General features: G+C 64.1%; 18 protein-coding genes. 11 read left to right on the forward strand and 7 right to left on the reverse strand.

What is annotated here, in order from left to right:
• Nucleotides 1-104: 104 nt before the first annotated feature.
• Nucleotides 105-566 (reverse strand): Fe-S cluster assembly transcriptional regulator IscR, encoded by a 462-nt coding sequence (iscR, locus tag GR167_RS01505; protein ID WP_160971667.1) that lies wholly within the window; start codon nucleotides 564-566, stop codon nucleotides 105-107.
• A 158-nt stretch (nucleotides 567-724) separates the two neighbouring features.
• Here iscR and GR167_RS01510 point away from each other — a divergent pair, with 158 nt between their 5' ends.
• The 3 genes from GR167_RS01510 to GR167_RS01520 are packed head-to-tail and all read left to right on the forward strand — an operon-like array spanning nucleotide 725 to nucleotide 2773.
• Nucleotides 725-1381 (forward strand): alpha/beta hydrolase, encoded by a 657-nt coding sequence (locus GR167_RS01510; protein ID WP_160971668.1) that lies wholly within the window; start codon nucleotides 725-727, stop codon nucleotides 1379-1381.
• Nucleotides 1382-1385: 4 nt separating this feature from the next.
• Complete coding sequence (locus tag GR167_RS01515) at nucleotides 1386-1625, forward strand: hypothetical protein (RefSeq protein WP_160971669.1); 240 nt, start codon at nucleotides 1386-1388, stop codon at nucleotides 1623-1625.
• The gene (locus GR167_RS01520) at nucleotides 1622-2773 is read left to right on the forward strand and encodes an HD domain-containing protein (protein ID WP_160971670.1); all 1152 of its coding nucleotides are present in this window, start codon (nucleotides 1622-1624) and stop codon (nucleotides 2771-2773) included. The genes GR167_RS01515 and GR167_RS01520 overlap by 4 nt, the downstream gene beginning before the upstream one ends.
• A gap of 80 nt (nucleotides 2774-2853) precedes the next feature.
• On the opposite strand, the gene GR167_RS01525 is transcribed toward GR167_RS01520, so the two are convergent.
• From GR167_RS01525 to GR167_RS01535, 3 genes are read right to left on the reverse strand one after another with little or no spacing between them, the layout of a single operon-like run.
• Entirely contained in the window at nucleotides 2854-3447 is a 594-nt protein-coding gene (locus tag GR167_RS01525) for a GNAT family N-acetyltransferase (protein ID WP_160971671.1), read from the reverse strand.
• Nucleotides 3444-6902: a transcription-repair coupling factor gene (gene mfd, locus GR167_RS01530; protein ID WP_160971672.1), complete on the reverse strand. Its 3459-nt coding sequence runs from the start codon at nucleotides 6900-6902 to the stop codon at nucleotides 3444-3446. Before mfd ends, GR167_RS01525 begins: the two co-directional genes overlap by 4 nt.
• On the reverse strand, nucleotides 6859-7458 hold the full coding sequence (locus GR167_RS01535; protein WP_235915807.1) for a component of SufBCD complex: 600 nt from the start codon (nucleotides 7456-7458) through the stop codon (nucleotides 6859-6861). The genes mfd and GR167_RS01535 overlap by 44 nt, the downstream gene beginning before the upstream one ends.
• Before the next feature lie 117 nt (nucleotides 7459-7575).
• Here GR167_RS01535 and hemB point away from each other — a divergent pair, with 117 nt between their 5' ends.
• Both hemB and GR167_RS01545 read left to right on the forward strand, forming a co-directional pair.
• Nucleotides 7576-8583 carry a porphobilinogen synthase gene (gene hemB, locus GR167_RS01540; RefSeq protein ID WP_160971673.1) on the forward strand — a complete coding sequence of 336 codons (1008 nt, stop codon included), beginning with the start codon at nucleotides 7576-7578 and terminating at the stop codon, nucleotides 8581-8583.
• A 109-nt stretch (nucleotides 8584-8692) separates the two neighbouring features.
• Nucleotides 8693-9253: a lipid-binding SYLF domain-containing protein gene (locus GR167_RS01545; protein ID WP_160971674.1), complete on the forward strand. Its 561-nt coding sequence runs from the start codon at nucleotides 8693-8695 to the stop codon at nucleotides 9251-9253.
• A gap of 678 nt (nucleotides 9254-9931) precedes the next feature.
• Here GR167_RS01545 and GR167_RS01550 read toward each other — a convergent pair.
• Both GR167_RS01550 and GR167_RS01555 read right to left on the reverse strand, forming a co-directional pair.
• Nucleotides 9932-10393: a DNA polymerase III subunit chi gene (locus tag GR167_RS01550; RefSeq protein ID WP_160971675.1), complete on the reverse strand. Its 462-nt coding sequence runs from the start codon at nucleotides 10391-10393 to the stop codon at nucleotides 9932-9934.
• 4 nt (nucleotides 10394-10397) lie between these two features.
• Complete coding sequence (locus GR167_RS01555; RefSeq protein ID WP_160971676.1) at nucleotides 10398-11879, reverse strand: leucyl aminopeptidase; 1482 nt, start codon at nucleotides 11877-11879, stop codon at nucleotides 10398-10400.
• 149 nt (nucleotides 11880-12028) lie between these two features.
• On the opposite strand from GR167_RS01555, the gene lptF reads away from it, so the two are divergent.
• The 6 genes from lptF to rsmA are packed head-to-tail and all read left to right on the forward strand — an operon-like array spanning nucleotide 12029 to nucleotide 19454.
• Nucleotides 12029-13141: an LPS export ABC transporter permease LptF gene (gene lptF, locus GR167_RS01560; protein ID WP_160971677.1), complete on the forward strand. Its 1113-nt coding sequence runs from the start codon at nucleotides 12029-12031 to the stop codon at nucleotides 13139-13141.
• The gene (gene lptG, locus GR167_RS01565) at nucleotides 13138-14235 is read left to right on the forward strand and encodes an LPS export ABC transporter permease LptG (RefSeq protein ID WP_160971678.1); all 1098 of its coding nucleotides are present in this window, start codon (nucleotides 13138-13140) and stop codon (nucleotides 14233-14235) included. Before lptF ends, lptG begins: the two co-directional genes overlap by 4 nt.
• Nucleotides 14235-16400 carry an LPS-assembly protein LptD gene (locus tag GR167_RS01570; RefSeq protein ID WP_306419540.1) on the forward strand — a complete coding sequence of 722 codons (2166 nt, stop codon included), beginning with the start codon at nucleotides 14235-14237 and terminating at the stop codon, nucleotides 16398-16400. Before lptG ends, GR167_RS01570 begins: the two co-directional genes overlap by 1 nt.
• A 17-nt stretch (nucleotides 16401-16417) precedes the next feature.
• Nucleotides 16418-17632 carry a peptidylprolyl isomerase gene (locus GR167_RS01575; protein WP_235915808.1) on the forward strand — a complete coding sequence of 405 codons (1215 nt, stop codon included), beginning with the start codon at nucleotides 16418-16420 and terminating at the stop codon, nucleotides 17630-17632.
• Nucleotides 17633-17640: 8 nt separating this feature from the next.
• Nucleotides 17641-18615 (forward strand): 4-hydroxythreonine-4-phosphate dehydrogenase PdxA, encoded by a 975-nt coding sequence (gene pdxA, locus GR167_RS01580; protein ID WP_160971681.1) that lies wholly within the window; start codon nucleotides 17641-17643, stop codon nucleotides 18613-18615.
• Nucleotides 18612-19454 (forward strand): 16S rRNA (adenine(1518)-N(6)/adenine(1519)-N(6))-dimethyltransferase RsmA, encoded by an 843-nt coding sequence (rsmA, locus tag GR167_RS01585; protein ID WP_160971682.1) that lies wholly within the window; start codon nucleotides 18612-18614, stop codon nucleotides 19452-19454. Before pdxA ends, rsmA begins: the two co-directional genes overlap by 4 nt.
• 63 nt (nucleotides 19455-19517) lie before the next feature.
• Here rsmA and GR167_RS01590 read toward each other — a convergent pair whose 3' ends face one another.
• Entirely contained in the window at nucleotides 19518-20111 is a 594-nt protein-coding gene (locus tag GR167_RS01590) for a DUF4167 domain-containing protein (RefSeq protein ID WP_160971683.1), read from the reverse strand.
• Nucleotides 20112-20245 lie beyond the last annotated feature (134 nt).

Consider the following 20245-nt stretch of genomic DNA (forward strand, 5'->3'; position numbering starts at 1 on the left):
TTTCATCTTGGCGAAAATACCTCGGGGGTGAATTGGCCAAAGGCCAAGAGGGGGCAGCGCCCCCTTCCCCCGCCGCGCGCGCAAAGCGATATGAGCGCGAACTCTCATTCCTCGTCCACCACGTCGAACAGGTTCGGCACCGCCGGACAGGGGGCCAGTTCATTGCCCACCACGTCGGACAGCCGCGCCTGGTGCAGGAAGACATAGACATGCGCCGACAGGCTCTGCCACAGCCGGTTGGTCACCGACTGCGCCTTCGACCCCGACGCGGCGCCGCTGGCGCCCGCGCCCTTGTGCATCGCGTCCACGGTTTCATCGACCGCCGACAGCACCTCGACCACGCGAATTTCGCTGGGCGGCCGCGCCAGCCGGTAACCGCCGCCCGGGCCGCGCACCGATTCGACCAGCCCGGCCCGGCGCAGCTTGACGAAAAGCTGTTCCAGATAGGGCAGCGATATGTCCTGGCGCTTGGAAATCTCGCCCAGAGTGACCAGCGCGCCTTCGTCCTGCAAGGCGATATCGGCCAGGGCGACCATGGCATAACGACCCTTGGTACTGAGTTTCAACGCTGTCTTCCTTTGCGAACGATTGACGATCAGGCCAGCAAGGCTTATCTCGCTAGAACCCGCCCGGCTTACCACCGGCAATTTAGAACAATTCTAAGGTGCTTGAGCGAATTCGTCAAGAATAACCGCCCACCTAGTATGCAGGAGACAGGCACGCAATGCCCGAGGTCATTTTTCCCGGTCCCGAAGGCCGCCTTGAAGGCCGCTATCACCCGCAAAAAGACCGCGACGCGCCGATTGCCATCGTCCTGCACCCGCATCCGCAATTCGGTGGCACGATGAACAACAAGGTCGTCTATAACCTGCATTACGCCTTCTACAACATGGGCTTCACCGTGCTGCGGTTCAACTTCCGCGGCGTCGGGCGCAGCCAGGGCGAATACGATCAGGGCATTGGCGAGCTGTCCGATGCGGCCTCGGCGCTCGATTACCTGCAGTCGATGAATTCCAATTCCAAGCATTGCTGGGTCGCGGGCTTCAGCTTCGGCGCCTGGATCGGCATGCAGCTCTTGATGCGGCGGCCGGAAATCACCGGCTTCATCTCGGTGGCGCCGCCGGCCAACATGTACGATTTTTCGTTCCTCGCCCCCTGCCCCAGCTCGGGCCTGATCATCAACGGCACCGCCGACCGCGTGGCGCCGCCCGCCGATACCGAGGCGCTGGTGAACAAGCTGCACGAACAAAAGGGCATCACCATCACCCACAAACAGATCGAAGGCGCGGGCCATTTCTTCGAAAAGCCCGAACACATGGACGAAATGATCGGCACGGTCACCGACTATGTGAAACGCCGGCTGACCGAAAACAGCCGCTGACACCATGAGCGTTGCCGAGGATCTCGCCGATGCGCTGGCCCGCGACACGATCGAGGCCGCCGAGGCGCTGAACGACGACCTGCTGATCGATCAAGTCGCCAAGCAGCTCGGTGCCTCGTCGCAGACCACGCAAGAGGCGTTCATGACCGCCGTCCGGGTGCGGCTGGCGGAAAAGCGTGCGCGCAAGTTCCTTGAAGGCCGCCTGAAGGGCGCGCTGGCCGCCTCGAAAGGGGCGACGGAGTGAGCCCCCGGCTCGACGCGCAGCTTGCCTTCCTGACCGAGGCCTGCCGCCTGAAACAGGTGGACCGGCAGAACATCCTGCAGGACCTGTCGCGGCCCGAAAATTCCGCCGAACACAGCTGGCACGTGGCGCTTTACGCGCTGCTGATGGATCATCCGCAATTCGGCGACTTCGATCGCGACCGCGCCATCGCGATGATCCTGCTGCACGACCTGGTCGAAATCGACGCGGGCGACCACCCGATCCACCTCGATCACGATCCCGAACAGGTGGAAGCGGCCGAACGCGCCGCCGCCGACCGACTGTTCGCGATCCTGCCGCCCGATCAGGCCACGCCGCTGCGCGCGCTGTGGGACGAATTCGAGGCGGGCGACAGCCTTGAGGCGCGTTTCGCCAAGCAGATGGACCATGTGCAGCCGATCCTGCAAGCGGTATCGCCCGAGGTTCCGCGCGACGATCAGGTCGCGGTGGTGCGCGGCAACCTGTCGGAGGGCCGCTCGCGGCATCTGCACCGGGACTGGCCCGAGATGCACGCGCAGGTGACGGCGCGGATGGCGAACGCCGATCCGGGCGCGTCCGGCCTGACGGCCGGCCTCGCCTTCCTGAACGAGGCCGACGCGCTGAAAGCGGTCTATCGCGCCACCCGCATCGCCGGCGGATCGCGGCGCGAAAACAGCGCCGAACACAGCTGGCACCTGGCGCTTTACGCGCTGGTGCTGGCCGAACATGCCGATGAAGGCGTCGATATCGCCCGGGTCATCCGCATGCTGCTGATCCACGACCTGGTGGAAATCGACGCGGGCGACGCGCCGATTTTCGGGTCCTACGACGCGGCGGCGAAAGAGGCCGAGGAACTGGAAGCGGCGCGGCGCATCTTCGGGCTGCTGCCGGGGCCGCTGGCCGAGGAATTGCTGGCCCTGTGGCTGGAATTCGAGGGCAACGAGACGCCGGATGCGCGTTTCGCCAAGGCGCTGGACCGGTTCCAGCCACCGAACCAGAACCTGGCCTCGGGCGGCGGATCGTGGATCGAATATAACGTCGATTACGACACGATCGCGGCGCGGGTCGGGGCGAAGGTCGCTCATGGCGCGCCGGTTCTGTGGGACTGGATCGCGCCAAAGATCCGGGATTTCCTGGATCAAAGGGCGTAAGGGGGCGCTGCCCCCGCCGTGGCAAGCCACGACTCCCCCGGGATATTTTTGAACAGAAGAAGGGCTGGACGGATCCGCGCTCAGCGCAGGATCGGCACGTGCGGGGCCGCAGTGGCGGGCAAGGTGCCGTCGAGGCGCGGGTCGGGGGCGATTTCGAGTTCCCGGCTGACCGGCGTGAAACCGGAACGGCGGTAGAAATCAAGCGCCGCCGGGTGATCGAGCGTGCAGGTATGCACGTGGAACCGGGCGATCGGTTCGGCCCAGGCAAGCTCGATCGCGCGGTTCATCATCCAGCGCCCGGCGCCGCCGCCGATGGCGCCCGGGGTGAGGCCGAAGAAGGCCAGCTCGCAGTCGTTTTCCTGGCGGAAGTCGAGCTCCAGCAGACCTGCCTCTTCGCCATCCTTTTCAAGCACATAGACGTGGTTTTTCGGGTCGTTCAGGATCGCCTGAAGCTCCGCTTCCGGCATGGTCAGCCGTGAAAACCACAGCCAGTCCTCGCCGACCCTTTGGTAGAGCGCGCGGTACCAGTCGGGATCGGGCGCGTCGACGCGGCGCAGGGACAGGCCCGCGTCGTGTTCAGGGCGCGGATCGGGGCGCACCGTCATTTCCAGATGGGTGACCACGGCGGCCAGATGGCCGGCGGGGATGTCGTGAAAGCCCGGCTGCATGCTCATTTGCCCTTCCGTTTCTTTTCGTCCACCACTTTCTGCGCCAGGTCGCGGGCGATGGCGAAGGCACCCTTGATCTTGTCGGCGTCAAGCTTCCAGTCGCGCCGCACCACGATCTTGTTGTCCTTGACCTTGGCCAGCCCGTTCTGCGCCTGGATATATTCGACCAAGCCCTGGGGCGAGGCGAATTTGTCGTTGTGGAACTGGATCGTCGCGCCCTTCGGCCCGCCGTCGAGCTTGGCGATCCCGGCCTTCTTGCACATCTCCTTGATCCGCACGATCAGCAGCAGCGTGTTGACCTCCCTGGGCAGCTTGCCGAAGCGGTCGATCAGTTCGGCGGCGAAGCCTTCGAGTTCAACTTTGCCGGACAAGCCACTGAGACGGCGATACAATCCAAGCCGAACATCGAGGTCGGGCACGTATTTTTCCGGGATCAGCACCGGCACGCCGAGGTTGATCTGCGGCGCCCATTGATCCTCGGCATCGGTCAGCCCTTCCAGCTCGCCCGCCTTGATCTTGGCGATCGCCTCTTCCAGCATCGACTGGTAAAGCTCGTAACCCACATCGCGCATCTGGCCCGACTGTTCCTCGCCCAAGAGGTTGCCGGCGCCGCGAATGTCGAGGTCCTGAGACGCCAGCGTGAAGCCAGCACCAAGCGTGTCGAGCGATCCCAGCACCCGCAGCCGCTTTTCCGCCGTGGCGGTCAGTTTCGCGCGCGGTTTCGTCGTCAGGTAGGCATAGGCGCGGGTTTTGCTGCGCCCCACCCGGCCGCGGATCTGGTAAAGCTGCGCTAGGCCGAACATGTCGGCGCGATGCACCACCATCGTGTTGGCGGTCGGGATGTCGAGCCCGCTTTCGACGATGGTCGTCGCCAGCAGCACGTCGTATTTGCCGTCGTAGAAGGCGTTCATCCGCTCGTCCAGATCGCCCGCCGCCATCTGGCCGTGGGCGGTGATGACGCTGACCTCGGGCACCTGTTCGCGCAGGAATTCCTCGATCTCGGGCAGGTCGGAAATGCGCGGCACCACGTAGAAGCTTTGCCCGCCGCGATAATGTTCACGCAGCAGCGCCTCGCGGATGGTGACCGCGTCGAATTCGCTGACATAGGTGCGGATGGCAAGCCGGTCGACGGGCGGCGTGCCGATGATCGACAGATCGCGCACCCCCGACAGCGACAGTTGCAGCGTGCGCGGGATCGGCGTCGCGGTCAGCGTCAGCACGTGGATGTCGGAGCGCATCTGTTTCAGCCGCTCCTTATGCGCGACGCCGAAATGCTGTTCCTCGTCGATGATCAGCAGGCCGAGGTTCTTGAACTTCACGTTCTTGGCCAGCAGAGCATGGGTGCCGACCACGATATCGGCGGTGCCGCGGGCCATCGCGTCGCGGGTGGCGCTGGCTTCCTTTGCTGTAACGAAGCGCGACAAGGGCCTGACTTCGATGGGAAATCCGCGAAAGCGTTCGGCAAACCCCTTGTAGTGCTGGCGCGCCAGAAGCGTGGTCGGCGCGATCACCGCCACCTGTACGCCGGACATGGCGGCGACGAAGGCGGCGCGCATCGCCACCTCGGTCTTGCCGAAGCCCACATCGCCGCAGATCAGACGATCCATCGGCCGGCCAGAGGTCATGTCGGACAGCACATCCTCGATCGCGCTCAGCTGGTCGTCGGTTTCCTGATAGGGGAAACGGGCGCTGAAGGCTTCCCAGGCGTGGTGCTGCGGTTCCAGCACCGGCGCGTGGCGCAATTCGCGTTCGGCGGCGACCCGGATCAGCCGGTCGGCCATTTCACGAATGCGTTCCTTCAGCTTGGCCTTTTTCGCCTGCCATGCGCCGCCGCCCAGACGATCCAGCAGCCCTTCGTCATGGCCGTATTTGGTCAGCAGCTCGATATTTTCGACCGGCAGGTAGAGCTTGGCGCCCTCGGCGTATTCCAGCTCGATACATTCATGCGCGGCGCCGGCGGCGGTGATCACCTCCAGCCCCACGTAGCGCCCGATCCCGTGGTCGAGATGCACCACCAGGTCACCGGGGCTCAGCGACTGGGTTTCGGTCAGGAAGTTTTCCGCCCGCCGCTTCTTCTGCGGCTTGCGGATCAACCGGTCGCCCAGCACATCCTGTTCGGAAATCACCGTCAGAGCGGGCGCCTCGAACCCGTGTTCCAGCGGCCAGACCGCCAGGTGCAGCCCGTGCTTGCCGACGCCCTTGATGTCGCGCACGGAAACCGCGCCGATCAGGTCCTCGTCTTCCAGCAGCCCCTCGATCCGTTCGCGCGCGCCCTCGGAATAGGACGCGACGATCACCGGCCCCTTGTCCATACGGGCGCGGATGTGTCCTGCCAGCACCTCGAACAGGTTGACGTTTTCCAGCTGCCGTTCGGGGGCGAAGTTGCGCCCGATGCGGCCGCCCGCGTCGATCACCCCGGGGCCCGACGCCTGCGCCAGCGGGTGGAACTGCACCACACGGCGGTCGGCGACCGCCGCTTCCCAGGACGCATCGTCGAGATAGAGCCGGTCCGGCGGCACCGGTTTGTACACCGTATCCATCCGCCCCTTCTGCGCCATGGCAAGGCGGCGGGTCTCATACTGGTCCTCGATCGTCTCGAACCGGCTCAGCCGCGACGGCGTGACCTGGTCGTCCAGCGTCACCGGCGCGTCGGGCAGGTAATCGAACAGCACTTCCAGTTTTTCGTGGAAAAACGGCAGCCAATGTTCGATGCCCTGATGCTTGCGCCCGGCGCTGACCGCCTCATAGAGCGGATCGTCGGTGCCCGCGGCGCCGAATTCCAGCCGGTAATTCTGCCGGAAGCGCAGGATCGCCGCCTCGTCGAGGATGACCTCGGACACCGGGGCCAGCTCGACGACCTCCAGTTTTTCGGTGGTACGCTGGCTGACCGGATCGAAGCGCCGCGCCCCGTCCAGAACGTCGCCGAACATGTCGAGCCGCACCGGCCCGCCCTCTCCGGGCGGGAAGATGTCGATGATGCCGCCACGAATGGCGTAATCGCCCGGTTCCATCACGGTGGGCGCCTGAGTGAAGCCCATCCGGACCAGGAAATTGCGCAGCGCCCCTTCATCGACCCGATGGTCGACCCGCGCGGTAAAGGCCGCCTCGGTCAGCACGCCGCGCGCGGGCACCCGCTGCATCGCGGCCGACACCGTGGTCAGCAGCACGAATTGCTTCGGCGCGCCATGCACCAGCCCGGCCAGCGTCGCCATCCGAGCGGCCGAGATATCGGCATGCGGACTGACCCGGTCATAGGGCAGGCAATCCCAGGCCGGAAAGCTGAGGATCGGCATGTCGGGGGCGAAGAATCGCAGCGCCGATTCCATCGCCGCCATGCGTTTGTCATCGCGGGCGACATGGATCACCGGGCCGTCGCACTTGCCGATCTCGTCGAGGATCAGCTTGGCGTCGAAGCCCTCAGGCGCGCCCCCCGCGGTGATGAACGGTCTGCTCTTCGTCATGGAAGATGTTGTATCCCTGAGGTTTGAAGTGGTCTTCGTTGAAGCGGTCGGACAGCGAGGAATAGATGCCCCACATCGAGGTGACGAAGATGGATATCATCCCGATCACCTGGGTCCAGAGCCGTTGCCGGGTCAGGTATTTGCGCAGAAGCTTTCCGTTTACCTGCTCGGCGCGGATGCGGCGGGCGGCCCGGAACCGGATCAGCCAGACGATCGTCATCGGAAAGCCCAGGCAGAACAACGCCTGCGCGATCTGCAGCCCATAGATGAAGCCCAGCAGCACCAGCGAGGTCAGCAGAAAGCAGACCAGCCCGGTCAGCCACAGCCCCGATACTTCGCCGATATAGAGCAGCCGATTGATCTGAACCCGGGTGATGTCTTCCAGATCGGTCTGCGCCGCGCCCCCCTTGCGGGCGGCGCGCACCACCATGTCATAGGGCACGCCCAGCACCCAGTGGCTGGCGCTGGACCACATCACCGCAAGGGCGATCCAGAACCACAGGTTCGAAAAGGATCGAAGATCCAGTACTTCGTTCAGCGTCTGATACCAGGTCAATCCCGTGTTTCCCGTCTGTTCCTGCCGGACTGCATACTTTGCCCGCGCGGCAATTCCTACCCTTGAGATGCAGGAAATTCCATGTCACCCATGTCGCACTGAGAAAGGACGCATCCCATGCCATATCAAAGTCAGGCCCCCTTCCCCCATACCCGCTTCCGCCGGACCCGCCAATCGCCGCAGATCCGCGCGCTGGTGCAGGAACACACTTTGGGGGTCGGCGATCTGATCTGGCCTGTCTTCGTGCGCGACGGCGAAGGGATCGAAGAACCGGTGGCCTCGATGCCCGGCGTGATGCGCCGTTCGGTCGACAAGATCGTCGAGGCCGCCCGCGAAGCCGCCGATCTTGGCATCCCGGTGATCTGCCTGTTCCCCTATACCGACCCGTCGCTGAAGACCTCCACCTGCGAGGAAGCCTGGAACCCCGACAACCTGTCGAACCGCGCCACCCGCGCGATCAAGGATGCGGGCATCGACATCGCGGTGATGTCGGACGTGGCGCTGGACCCGTATAATGCCGACGGTCATGACGGCTTCGTGGTCGACGGCAAGGTGATCAACGACGAAACCGTCGACGCGCTGGTCAAGCAGGCGCTGGAACAGGCCCGTGCGGGCGTCGACATCATCGGCCCCTCGGACATGATGGACGGGCGCATCGGCGCAATGCGCGCAGCATTGGAATCCGAAGGCTTCAAGGACACGATGCTGCTGTCCTATTCGGCGAAATACGCCAGCGCCTTCTATGGCCCGTTCCGCGACGCGGTGGGCGCCAGCGGCGCGCTGAAGGGCGACAAGACCACCTACCAGATGAATCCCGGCAACACCGACGAGGCGATGCGCCTGATCGAACGCGACCTCAGCGAAGGCGCCGACATGGTGATGGTCAAGCCCGGCATGCCCTACCTGGACATCTGCCGCCGGGTGAAGGAACGCTTCGCGGTGCCGACCTATGCCTATCAGGTGTCGGGCGAATACGCGATGATCCAGGCGGCGTCGCTCAATGGTTGGATCGACGGCGAAAAGGCGATGATGGAAAGCCTGCTGTGCTTCAAGCGCGCCGGCTGCGACGGCATCCTGACCTATTTCGCGCCCGCCGCGGCGAAGAAACTTCACGGCGTGCGATAAGCCGCTCATATGGGCGCGATTTGCGTGACAGCGCGCCGGTTGCGCCCTATACTTCCCTGCAACCGGCAGACATAGCCGGAAAGCAGTCAGGCAACGAACAGGCGATACCATGACACAGTTTACACGACGCAGCTTCACGCTGGCCGCCCTGGCGGGCGCCGGCATGACCGCCGCCTGCGGCAACGGCGTAGGCAGCACCGCAAGTTCCACCATCGACGCCCGCGTCGACAAGACGCTGGATTATCTCTACGGCCGCTATCCCAACACCCGCGACCTGGCCGAAAAATCCAACGGCATGCTGGTGATGCCGCTGGTGACCGAGGCCGGTTTCGGCATCGGCGGCGGATACGGGCGCGGCGCGCTCCGGGTCGAGGGCGCGACGGTGGATTACTATTCCGCCACCAAGGGCAGCATCGGGCTGCAGATCGGGGCGCAGCAATTCGCCCACGTCCTGTTCTTCATGACCGAGGACGCGCTGATGCGGTTCCGCCATTCGCCCGGCTGGGCCGCCGGGGCCGATGCGGAATACGTGCTGAAGGACCAGGGCGGCAACGTGCGCGCCGACACCACCACCGCGACCACGCCGGTTGTGGCGGTGATCTTCGGCCAGGCCGGTCTGATGGCCGGGGCAACGCTGGAAGGCGTGAAATACACCCGGATCATTCCGTAAACCGGCAGACGACTAATCGATTTACGAAAAACGCCCCGCAGCATAACCGCTGCGGGGCGTTTTTCTTTCGGGAAAGTTAGCTGACGTAACCGAAACGAAATCATATTCGGTTTGATCTAGAAATAGAGCTGCGTGATGCCGCGTCATCACAGATGGCCGAAGATCTTCATATGCGCAGCCACTCTAGCTGCCAGAATCAATTTTTAGATGTAAATATTCGCAAGCCTCTAGCACAATGCGACTTCAGAGATTTCTGAAGCTAGTTTATCGGTTTGCAAAATAGGGAATTCCAGTGAAATTTTGTCCTAAATGTAGTGACGTTAAAATTTCTTTCTCGCAGAAATGGGCGATGAAACATGGATGGATTGAATGTGAAAATTGCGGGTGTTTTTATCGCCTAAGCTCAATAGTCTATGGGCTAGTGGCTGGTGTCTTTTCTGCCATCGCAATTCCGCTTGTGATCTTGTTTGGTTTCAGTCTGTTCCGAGTATTGGCGGTTATTTTGATCGCAATTGTTCTTACGGATTTAGTTTACGTTTTGATTAGTCCCTGTGTAAGAAAAGAGAGCAAGTCTTAGAGTATCACGGCTTCCGATAGGCCCAGAATCCATTAGTTTGCATGAGTTAGCTTTAACCACTTAATTCAAGCACCTATGACGCGGCGCCACGTTCGCAGCCCTCAGCTTTCCGCCTTCTTCTCCCACCTTCCCGATTCCTCGGACCAGTATTGCGCCGAACAGCCCGCGCCGGTGAGCTGTTTCCACTGACCGCGCGCCACCTGCACCGCCTCTTCGTCGGTGCCGTCGAACAGGATGCAGACCCGTTCCAGCGCCTGCACCTCCTCAGGGCTCACCGCCGCGCCGTCGATCGCCATCAGGCAGGCCGGATCGTTGCCCGCAACCTCGCCCGCCACGGTCAGCAGCACCGGTTGCAAATCATCATGCGGCCCGCCAGACAGCCCGTGCGGCAGGAACGCGTCCTCGGGGCCCTGCCACAGCCGTTGGTCCAGCCATTCCATCCGGCCGCGATCGGGACCGCGCACCGCCACCTTCCAGCCCGCGCCAAGCGACTTGCCCGCCAGCATCGGCAGGGTCACGTCCAAAGGCGCCCGGGTCAGGTGATAGAAAAACGCGGCCCCCAAAGGATCAGCCCTCGTAGCTGTCGGACACCAGCCGGTTCAGCGCCATCACGCCCCAGCCGGTCGCGCCCTTGGGCGCATAGGAAGTGTCGGTTTTCACGCTGGCGACGCCCGCGATATCAAGGTGAATCCACGGCATGCCGTCCTTGATGAAGCGCTGCAGGAATTGCGCCGCGGTGATCGACCCGGCGGGGCGGCCGCCGGTGTTCTTGATATCGGCGATGCGCGACTTGATCATGTCGTCATAGGCCTGGCCCAGCGGCATCCGCCACGCGCCTTCATCCGCGGCCTCGGCCGCCTTGAGGAAATCCTTGCACAGGTCGTCGTCGTTGGAAAACACGCCCGCGTTTTCATGGCCCAGCCCGATGATGATCGCGCCGGTCAGGGTGGCTAGGTCGATCACGCCCGAGGGTGTGAACCGGTCCTGCGCGTACCACAGCACATCGGCCAGCACCAAGCGCCCCTCGGCATCGGTGTTGATCACCTCGATCGTGTCGCCCTTCATCGATTTCACCACGTCGCCCGGACGGGTGGCATTGCCCGAGGGCATGTTTTCCACCAGCCCGACCAGACCCACGACATTGGCCTTGGCCTTGCGCAGCGCCAGCGACCGCATCACGCCCGCGACCACGCCCGCGCCGCCCATATCCATGGTCATGTCTTCCATGCCGGCGGCCGGTTTCAGGCTGATGCCGCCGGTATCGAACACCACGCCCTTGCCCACCAGCGCCAGCGGCGCGGCATCCTTTTCACCGCCCAGCCATTGCATGACGACGACCTTCGACGGGCTGTCGCTGCCTTGGCCCACCGACAACAGGCTGCCCATGCCGAGTTTTTCGAGGTCCTTTTCTTCTAGCACCTCGACCTTCAGGCCCAGATCGGTCATCGCTTTCAGCCGCGCGGCGAATTCGGTGGTGGTCAGCACGTTGGCCGGTTCATTGACCAGATCGCGGGTGAAGAACACGCCCTCGGCCACCGCCAACAGCGGTGCTGCGGCCTCGGTTGCCTCTTCGGGCTTGGAGCAAGCGATCACAGTTTCGGCGTTTTCATCCTTGGCCTTGTCCTTGTCGGCGGTCTTGTGATCGGTGAAATCATAGCCGCGCAGCGCGATCCCCTGGGCCAGGTCTTCGACCCGGCGCAGGTTGCCCGCCAGCACCAGCTGTTCCTTGCCGCCCTTGACCTTGGCCAGCGCGGCACCGGCCTTGCGGGCTTGCGTTTCCGACGGGCGGCGCGACAGGCGCAACACGTCCAGCGCCTCGGCTTCCATCCCCACCGGGCAGGCGATCGTTGCGACCTGCCCGTCCTTCATCTTCTCGAACCGTTCGGACCCCACGAACCGCGCCAACGTGCCCTTGCTCAGCCGGTTCACCCGCCGCGCGCCGGGGTCGAGCTTGCCCTCGGCATCGACGATCACCGCCACCCGGCCGCGATGGGCGGCGATGGTATCGAGATCGGTTGCAGTGAAACGGATGGAAATCGGCGCGGTCATCTGGTGTTCTCCTAATGATTACCCCCCGATACCTAGCGCCCTGCCGCCGGTATTGCCAGATAGCAGTTTTCCCCCCCGGCGACATCTTGTAACGTCCGGCTGATAATACGCTTTGCCTTGGGGGGCCCGTGTCCAGATTCGACAGATATATGCTGTCGCAGCTGATGGTGCTGTTCGGATTTTTCGCGCTGGTTCTGGTGTCGATCTATTGGATCAACCAGGCGGTGCGGCTGTTCGATAAACTGATCGGTGACGGTCAGTCTGCTTTCGTGTTCCTGGAATTCACCGCGCTGACGCTGCCCAACGTGATCCGGCTGGTGCTGCCGATGTCGGTGTTCGCCGGGTCGGTCTATGTCACCAACCGATTGTCGAGCGAATCCGAACTGGTCGTCATGCAGGCCACCGGGTTCAGCCCCTGGCGGCTGGCGCGGCCGGTTCTGTATTACGGGCTGATCGTCGGGATCATGATGTCGGTGCTGACCCATATCCTGGTGCCGATCAGCCTGGGCCAGATGAAGCTGCGCGAGGCCGAGATCGCGCGCAACATCACCGCCCGGCTGCTGACCGAGGGCACGTTCTTGCACCCGGCCGACGGCGTCACCTTCTATATCCGCGAAATCACTCCCGAAGGCGCGCTCAGGGACGTGTTCCTGTCGGACCGGCGCAGTTCGGAACGGGCGATGACCTACAGCGCCGCCAACGCCTATCTGATCAATGACGACGGCAAAGTGAAACTGGTCATGGTGGACGGGTTGGCGCAAAGCTACCTGCGCGACGGCAACCGGCTCTTCACCACGCATTTCAACGATTTTTCATATGATATCAGCGAATTGATCGGCACACCTGACATTGATGTGCGGCAGATCCGGCACAGCCCGACCTGGGAACTGATGCGCGAACCCGCCGCCATCGCGGCGGAAACCGGCGAAAGCACCAACCGCGCCATCGAGGAACTGCATTCCCGGGTGAACCAGGCCTTCCTGTGTGTCGTGTCGGCGCTGATCGGCTTCGCCACCCTGCTGGTCGGCGGATTTTCGCGCTTCGGCGTCTGGCGCCAGATCGTGGCGGCGCTGGTGCTGCTGGTGATCGTGAAACTGGTCGAAGGGCTGGTGACCGACGCGGTGCGCGCCAATGGCGATCTGTGGCCGCTGGTCTATGCCCCGTCGGTGGTGGGCGCGGCGATGTCGGCCTTCCTGCTGCACTGGGCGGCACGGCCGCGGCGGCGGCGCAAGCGGGCCCTGACGGCGGAGGAACCGGCATGAAGCTCGACCTCTATTTCGCGCGCAAGTTCTTTACCATCTTCGCCGGGATCACCGGGGTGTTTTTCCTGCTGATGCTGCTGATCGACCTGGTCGAACAGATCAGCCGCTTTTCGGCCGAGGGCATCCCGCTTACCGATATTTTCGAACTGACGCTGCTGAACACGCCCGAAGGGATCTACAGTATCCTGCCGCTGGTGATGATCCTGGCCACGATCACCCTGTTCCTGGGTCTGGCGCGATCGTCGGAACTGGTGGTGGTGCGCGCCTCGGGGCGCTCGGCGCTGCGCAGCCTGGTGTCGCCGCTGATCGTGGCCGCGATCATCGGCACGCTGGCGGTGGCGATGTTCAATCCGATCGTGGCGGCGACCTCGAAGCGCTATCACGAATTGTACGAGGTCTATAAAAGCGGCGCCGCCAACGTGTTTTCGATCAGCGCCGAAGGCCTGTGGCTGCGCCAGGGCGGCGATAATGGCCAGACGGTGATCCGCGCCGCCCGCGCCAATCCCGAGGGCACCACCTTCTACGACGTCACCTTCGTCAGCTATGCCCCCGACGGCGGTCCGTCGCGCCGCATTCAGGCCGATTGGGCGGTGCTGGAAAAGGGCAAGTGGACGCTGACCCGCGCCAAGGTCTGGCCGCTCGACGCGACCCTGAACCCGGAAGGATCGGCGGAATTCCACGAGGAAATGACCCTGCCCTCGTCCCTGACGCAGGAACGCATTCGCGACAGTTTCGGCCTGCCCAGTTCGATTTCGATCTGGAACCTGCCCAGCTATATCGGCCAGTTGGAGGAAGCCGGGTTTTCCGCCCGCCGCCACGCGGTGTGGCTGCAGATGGAACTGGCCCGGCCGCTGTTTTTGATGGCGATGGTGCTGATCGCCTCGGCCTTCACCATGCGCCATACGCGGTTCGGCCGGACCGGCATCGCGGTGTTGACCTCGATCATGCTGGGATTTGGCCTTTATTACATCAGGAACTTCGCACAAATACTTGGTGAAAATGGACAAATTCCGATCATGCTCGCCGCCTGGGCACCCCCGGTCGCCTCGGTTCTGCTTGCGCTCGGCCTGCTTTTGCATATGGAGGACGGATGATGAACCGCCGTCTTCTGCCGCTTGTCCTCGCCGCGCTTCTGGCCCCGGCCCACGCCCTGCCCGTGCTGGCGCAGCAGGACGCGCAGGCTGGCACTCGGGCCGAAGCCGAAAAACCCAAGGACGCGGTGCTGATCGCGGACAATCTCAGGCTCATCGGCCGCAACAAGCTGATCGCCGAGGGCAATGTCGAAGCCTTCTACGACGGCATGCGGCTGAACGCGTCGCGGGTCGTCTATGACCGCAAGGCCGATACGCTGGCCATCGAGGGGCCGATCACCCTGACAGATGGCGAAGACGTGGTGATCCTGGCCGAATCCGGCGAATTGGACCTCGGCCTGCAGAACGGCCTGCTGCGCGGTGCGCGGATGATCATGAACCAGCAGCTTCAACTGGCCGCGGTGCAGATCAGCCGCGTCGCCGGGCGCTATTCGCAGCTCTACAAGGTCGCCGCGACCTCCTGCCGGGTCTGCGACAGCAAGACCCCGCCGCTGTGGCAGATCCGGGCCAAGAAGACCACGCATGACCAGGAAACCCGCCAGCTCTACTTCGAGAACGCGCAATTGCGGATCATGGACGTGCCGGTGTTCTGGCTGCCCCGGCTGCGGCTGCCCGACCCGACGGTGGAACGGGCCACCGGTTTCCTGATCCCCGAACTGCAGCAGAATACCCAGCTGGGGCTGGGGCTGAAACTGCCCTATTTCATCAAGATGGGCGACTCGCGCGACCTGACGCTGACGCCCTACCTGTCGTCCAAGACCAAGACGGTGGAATTGCGCTACCGGCAGGCGTTCCGCAACGGCCGGCTCGAATTCAACGGTGCGCTGTCGGATGACACCATCCATACCGGCACCCGCGGTTACCTGTTCGGCAACGGCCTGTTCGACCTCAAGCGCGATTACAAGCTCAGCTTCAATATCGAAGCGGTGACCGACCGCGCCTATCTGGTCGAATACGACTATTCCGACAAGGACCGGCTGGAAAGCGAAGCGGCGCTGACCCGGGTCAGACGCGACGAATATATCCGTGGCGCGCTGACGTCGTACCAGACCCTGCGCGAGGGCGAGGACAATTCGACCCTACCCACGATCATCGGCGAAGTGAGTTACGAAAAGCGTATATTCCCCAAGGCACTGGGCGGCGAAGCTCGCCTAAGCCTCGGGGCGCATTCGCATTACCGCTATTCCGATCTGGATATCGACGGGCGCGACATCAGCCGCGCCGATGCGGATCTGAGCTGGCGCAACAGCTGGACCCTGCCGGCGGGCATCCGCGCCGAATATCACGCCGGGCTGGCGGTGGACGGCTTTGCCGTGCAGCAAGACAGCACCGCGCTTGACCGCGACACCGTGGTGACGCCGCAGACCAGCCTGATCCTGCGCTGGCCCTGGATGAAATCCGCCCGCAACGGCGCCATCCACGTGATCGAACCGGTGGCGATGATCGGCTGGACCGGCGGGGACAACCCCAACCTGCCTAACGACGAAAGCACCCGGGTCGAATTCGACGAAGGCAACCTGTTGTCGCTGTCGCGCTTCCCGTCCTACGACCGGCGCGAACGCGGCAGCCAGGCGGCGCTTGGCCTCTACTGGACCCGGCTGGGCCCGCGCGGCGGCAGCTCGACCTTCGCCGTCGGCCAGGTCTACCGCGAAACGGCGGACAGCAATTTCAGCGTCACCTCGGGGCTGGCCGGTGCCAGTTCGGACCTTCTGGTCGCCGGACAGGTGCAGACGCCCCGGGGCCTGACCCTGAGCGCGCGCACGCTGCTGAGCGACCAGGCTTTCGACGTCACCAAGGCCGAGGCCCGCGCCGACTGGCAAATGCCGCGCGGCGGCTTTGGCGCCTCTTATGTCTGGCTCGGGGCCGACGCCGCCGAAGACCGCGCCTCCACCGTGTCGGAATGGTGGCTGGACGGCAGTTACCGGTTTTCGCGCCACTGGTCGGGCACCGCCGACTGGCGCTATGACATCGTGTCCGACCGCACCGCCGAGGCCGGTCTCGGGCTGATCTACCGTAACGAATGCGTGCAGCTGAACCTTTCGCTCTCGCGCCGCTTCACCTCTTCCACTATCGTCGAACCGTCGACCTCTTTGGGCTTTACTGTCAGGCTCACCGGGTTTAGCGCTGACAGCATTGACAAAAGCTATACCCGCACATGCAGGAACTAGGGACTATGAAACAGACCATGCGCCAGATCCTTTTTGCCGCCGCGGCCGTCGGATGCGTTCTGACCGCCCCCGTGACGGCGCTGGCCCAAGGGCTTTTCGATCCGGTGATCAAGGTCAACGACCGGGTCATCACGCAATATGAAATCGAACAGCGCGAATTGCTGCTGGGGGTTCTGAACGTACCGGGCAACCGTGCCCAACTGGCGCGCGAACAGCTGATCGAGGACCGGCTGAAACTGGAAGCCACCGATGCGGTCGGGCTCCAGCTCGGCCAGGAAGGCATCGACAACGCGGTCGCGGAATTCGCCAACCGCGGCAATCTCAAGCCCGATCAGCTGTTTCAACTGCTGGCAGAGGCCGGGGTCGACAGGCAGACCTTCCTGGATTTCATCGTCTCCGGGCTCGGCTGGCGCGAATTGATCCGCGCCAAGTACAATGGCCGCGTTTCGGTTTCCGAGGCCGATATCGACAAGGCGCTGGAAGCCATTTCCGGCGGCGGATCGGTGCGGGTCCTGCTGTCGGAAATCATCATCCCGGTGCCGCAGGGCCGCGAGGCAGAGGTTCAGGCCGTGGCCGAGGAAATCAGCCAGATCAAGAGCTTCGACGCGTTTTCCAACGCCGCGCGGCAATATTCCGCCGCCAATAGCCGCCAAAACGGCGGGCGCCTGGACTGGATGCCGATCACCAATCTGCCGCCGGCGCTGCGCCCGCTGCTGCTGGGCCTTGCGCCCGGCGAAGCCACCGCGCCGCTGCCGTTCCAGGACGCCGTGGCGGTGTTCCAGCTGCGCGACATCCAGGAAACCGGCTACAGGGCGCCGGACATCGCCGCCATCGAATATGCCGCCTATTACATGCCGGGCGGGCGCAGCCCCGAAACCCTGGCCAAGGCCGAAAAGCTGCGCGGGGAGGTCGACACCTGCGACGATCTCTATGGCGTCAATTACGGCCAGCCCGACGAATTGCTCGACCGGGTCAGCACCACCCCGGCGGAACTGCCGCGCGACATCGCGCTGGAACTGGCCAAGCTGGACAAGGGCGAAGTGTCGACCAACCTGACCCGCGCCGACGGGCAGCAGCTGGTCTTCCTGATGCTGTGCGGCCGCACCCCGGCCGCTGCCGGCGACACCTCGCGCGAAGAGGTGTCCATGCAGCTGCGCAACAGCCAACTGGAATCCTTCGCCAACGGCTTCCTCGAAGAATTGCGCTCCGAAGCGAGGATCACCAACCAATGACACGCCCGATGACTGGCCCGATCGCGCTCAGCTGCGGCGAACCGGCCGGGGTCGGCCCCGAGATCGCCTGCAGCGCCTGGCGCGAGCTGGGCGACAGCCTGCCGTTCTTCTTCATCGGCGATCCGCGCCACCTGCCCGAGGGCACCCCGGTGGTGGAAATCGCCGCACCCGGCGAGGCGTTAACGGCCTGCCGCAGCGGCTTGCCGGTGCTGCGCCACGACTTCCCCGCCCCGGCCACGCCCGGCCAACCCGACCCTGCAAATGCGCAAGGCGTGATCGACGTGATCGCACGCGGTGTGGACCTGGTGCAAAGCGGCGCGGCCTCGGCGCTGTGCACTCTGCCGATCCACAAGAAGGCGCTGAAGGACGGGGCGAATTTCGCCTATCCCGGCCATACCGAATACCTTGCCGCGCTGGCGGGCGTCGACCGGGTGGTGATGATGCTGGCCTGTGATGAGTTGCGGGTGGTGCCGGTGACGATCCATATCGCGCTGTCGGAAGTGCCCAAGGCGCTGACCGCCGATCTGCTGGCCGACACGATCCGCATCACCGATGCCGCCCTGCGCCGCGATTTCGGCCTGACCGATCCGCGCCTGGCGGTGGCCGGTCTGAACCCCCATGCGGGCGAAGGCGGCGCGATGGGCATGGAAGAGATCGAACTGATCATCCCGCTGCTGGACGAGCTGCGCGCCGAGGGGCTGCAGCTGGACGGGCCGAAATCGGCCGACACCATGTTCCACCCGGCGGCGCGGGCGCGCTATGACGCGGCGATCTGCATGTATCACGACCAGGCGCTGATCCCGATCAAGACGATCGATTTCGCCAGCGGCGTCAACGTCACGCTGGGCCTGCCGTTCATCCGCACCTCGCCCGATCACGGCACCGCCTTCGACATCGCGGGCAAGGGGATTGCCGACATCACCTCGACCATCGAGGCGTTGAAGCTGGCGGCGAAGATGGCCGCCAACCGGGCCGCGTCATGAGCGGCATAGACACGCTTCCCCCGCTGCGCGAGGTGATCGACAGCCACGGCATCGCGGCGAAGAAATCGCTCGGCCAGAACTTCCTGCTCGACCTGAACCTGACCGCGAAAATCGCCCGTCTGGCGGGCGATCTGAGCGAATGCGACGTGCTGGAAATCGGCCCCGGTCCGGGCGGCCTGACCCGTGGTCTGCTGGCCGAGGGCGCGCGCAAGGTGCTGGCGATTGAAAAGGACAGCCGCTGCATGCCCGCGCTGGCGGAAATCGCCGAGGCCTATCCGGGTCGGTTGCAGGTGATCAACGGCGATGCGCTGGATGTCGATCCGCTGGAACACCTGACGCCGCCGATCCGCATCGCCGCCAACCTGCCCTATAACGTGGGCACGGAATTGCTGGTGCGCTGGCTGACGCCGAAGGAATGGCCGCCGTTCTGGACCTCGCTCACGCTGATGTTCCAGAAGGAAGTCGCCGAACGCATCGTCGCCGCCCCCGGGTCCAAGGCCTATGGCCGGCTGGCGCTCCTGGCGCAATGGCGGACCGAGGCGCGGATCGTGTTGCACCTGCCGCCCGAAGCCTTCAGCCCGCCGCCCAAGGTGCATTCGGCGGTGGTCAACCTGACCGCCCTGCCCGAGCCGCGCTTTCCGGCCGATCCCAAGAAGTTGGAACAGGTGGTGGCGCGCGCCTTCAACCAGCGCCGCAAGATGCTGCGCGCGGCCCTGAAGGGCATGGCCCCCGACATCGAGGACCGGCTGATCGCATCGGGCATCAAGCCCACCGATAGGGCCGAAACCGTGGGGCTGGAACAGTTCTGCGCGCTGGCGCGGAACCTGGCCGAAAGCTGAAGCAAACCCCGGACAAGAAAAAGGCCCCTCGCGGGGCCTTTTCGATAATCCATCCTGAGCAGATCACTCCGCCGCTTCGGGGGCTTCCGGTGCGGGGGGCGTATCCTTCGGCGCCTCTGCAGCGTCCTCGGCCGCGGGTTTGCGCGGTGCGCGCGGCTTGCGCGGTTTGCTGACCCGCTTGGGCTTTTCGGCCTTCGCCTCGGGGGTTTCGACCAGCCCGCTGTCTTCTTCCACGGAATGATCGACCACGTCGGGCTGTTCGGCGCTGCCCGGGTCAATGATGGCATCCGCCGCCTGGCGTGCCGGTTGCGCGGCTTCGCGTTCCTGGCGCGCGGCGCGTTCGCGGTCGCGTTCGGCCTGGCGTTCGCGGTTTTCGCGTTCCTGCTGTTCGCGGCGCGCGTCCTGTTCGCGCTGCGCCTGGCTCAGCATGCGCAGGTAATGTTCCGCGTGCTGCTGGAAATTCTCGGCCGCCACGCGGTCGTTGCCCAGCTGCGCGTCACGCGCCAGTTGGGTGTACTTGTCGATAATCTGTTGCGGCGTCCCGCGCACCTTGCCCTCGGGGCCCGAGCTGTCGAACACCCGATTGACGATATTTCCGACGTTGCGGTTACTGTTGCGGCTCGATTTCGACCGCGAACGGGATTTGGAAGATCTCATTTTACTGCTGTCCAGCCTTCACATTTCAGCGTCGTAGGACCCGTTTCACGCCTCTTGCGCTCAATTACCAACCGGGTTCACAAACGTTTTATGGCTTGGCGTCGGGCGGGAGCGGTTGAAAGCATCCAGCGCCT

The organism is Thalassovita mangrovi (assembly GCF_009857745.1).
In the GTDB taxonomy this organism is placed as follows: domain Bacteria; phylum Pseudomonadota; class Alphaproteobacteria; order Rhodobacterales; family Rhodobacteraceae; genus Thalassobius; species Thalassobius mangrovi.

Bases quoted from the DNA above. Each gene is read 5' to 3' on its own strand.
- GR167_RS01525 (WP_160971671.1), bottom strand. From the start codon at position 3,447: ATGAGCATGCAGCCGGGCTTTCACGACATCCCCGCCGGCCATCTGGCC.
- lptG (WP_160971678.1), top strand. From the start codon at position 13,138: ATGAAGCTCGACCTCTATTTCGCGCGCAAGTTCTTTACCATCTTCGCC.
- GR167_RS01510 (WP_160971668.1), top strand. From the start codon at position 725: ATGCCCGAGGTCATTTTTCCCGGTCCCGAAGGCCGCCTTGAAGGCCGC.
- GR167_RS01545 (WP_160971674.1), top strand. From the start codon at position 8,693: ATGACACAGTTTACACGACGCAGCTTCACGCTGGCCGCCCTGGCGGGC.
- GR167_RS01570 (WP_306419540.1), top strand. From the start codon at position 14,235: ATGAACCGCCGTCTTCTGCCGCTTGTCCTCGCCGCGCTTCTGGCCCCG.
- lptF (WP_160971677.1), top strand. From the start codon at position 12,029: ATGCTGTCGCAGCTGATGGTGCTGTTCGGATTTTTCGCGCTGGTTCTG.
- GR167_RS01590 (WP_160971683.1), bottom strand. From the start codon at position 20,111: ATGAGATCTTCCAAATCCCGTTCGCGGTCGAAATCGAGCCGCAACAGT.
- GR167_RS01575 (WP_235915808.1), top strand. From the start codon at position 16,418: ATGCGCCAGATCCTTTTTGCCGCCGCGGCCGTCGGATGCGTTCTGACC.
- hemB (WP_160971673.1), top strand. From the start codon at position 7,576: ATGCCATATCAAAGTCAGGCCCCCTTCCCCCATACCCGCTTCCGCCGG.
- rsmA (WP_160971682.1), top strand. From the start codon at position 18,612: ATGAGCGGCATAGACACGCTTCCCCCGCTGCGCGAGGTGATCGACAGC.
- mfd (WP_160971672.1), bottom strand. From the start codon at position 6,902: ATGACGAAGAGCAGACCGTTCATCACCGCGGGGGGCGCGCCTGAGGGC.
- pdxA (WP_160971681.1), top strand. From the start codon at position 17,641: ATGACTGGCCCGATCGCGCTCAGCTGCGGCGAACCGGCCGGGGTCGGC.
- GR167_RS01515 (WP_160971669.1), top strand. From the start codon at position 1,386: ATGAGCGTTGCCGAGGATCTCGCCGATGCGCTGGCCCGCGACACGATC.
- GR167_RS01555 (WP_160971676.1), bottom strand. From the start codon at position 11,879: ATGACCGCGCCGATTTCCATCCGTTTCACTGCAACCGATCTCGATACC.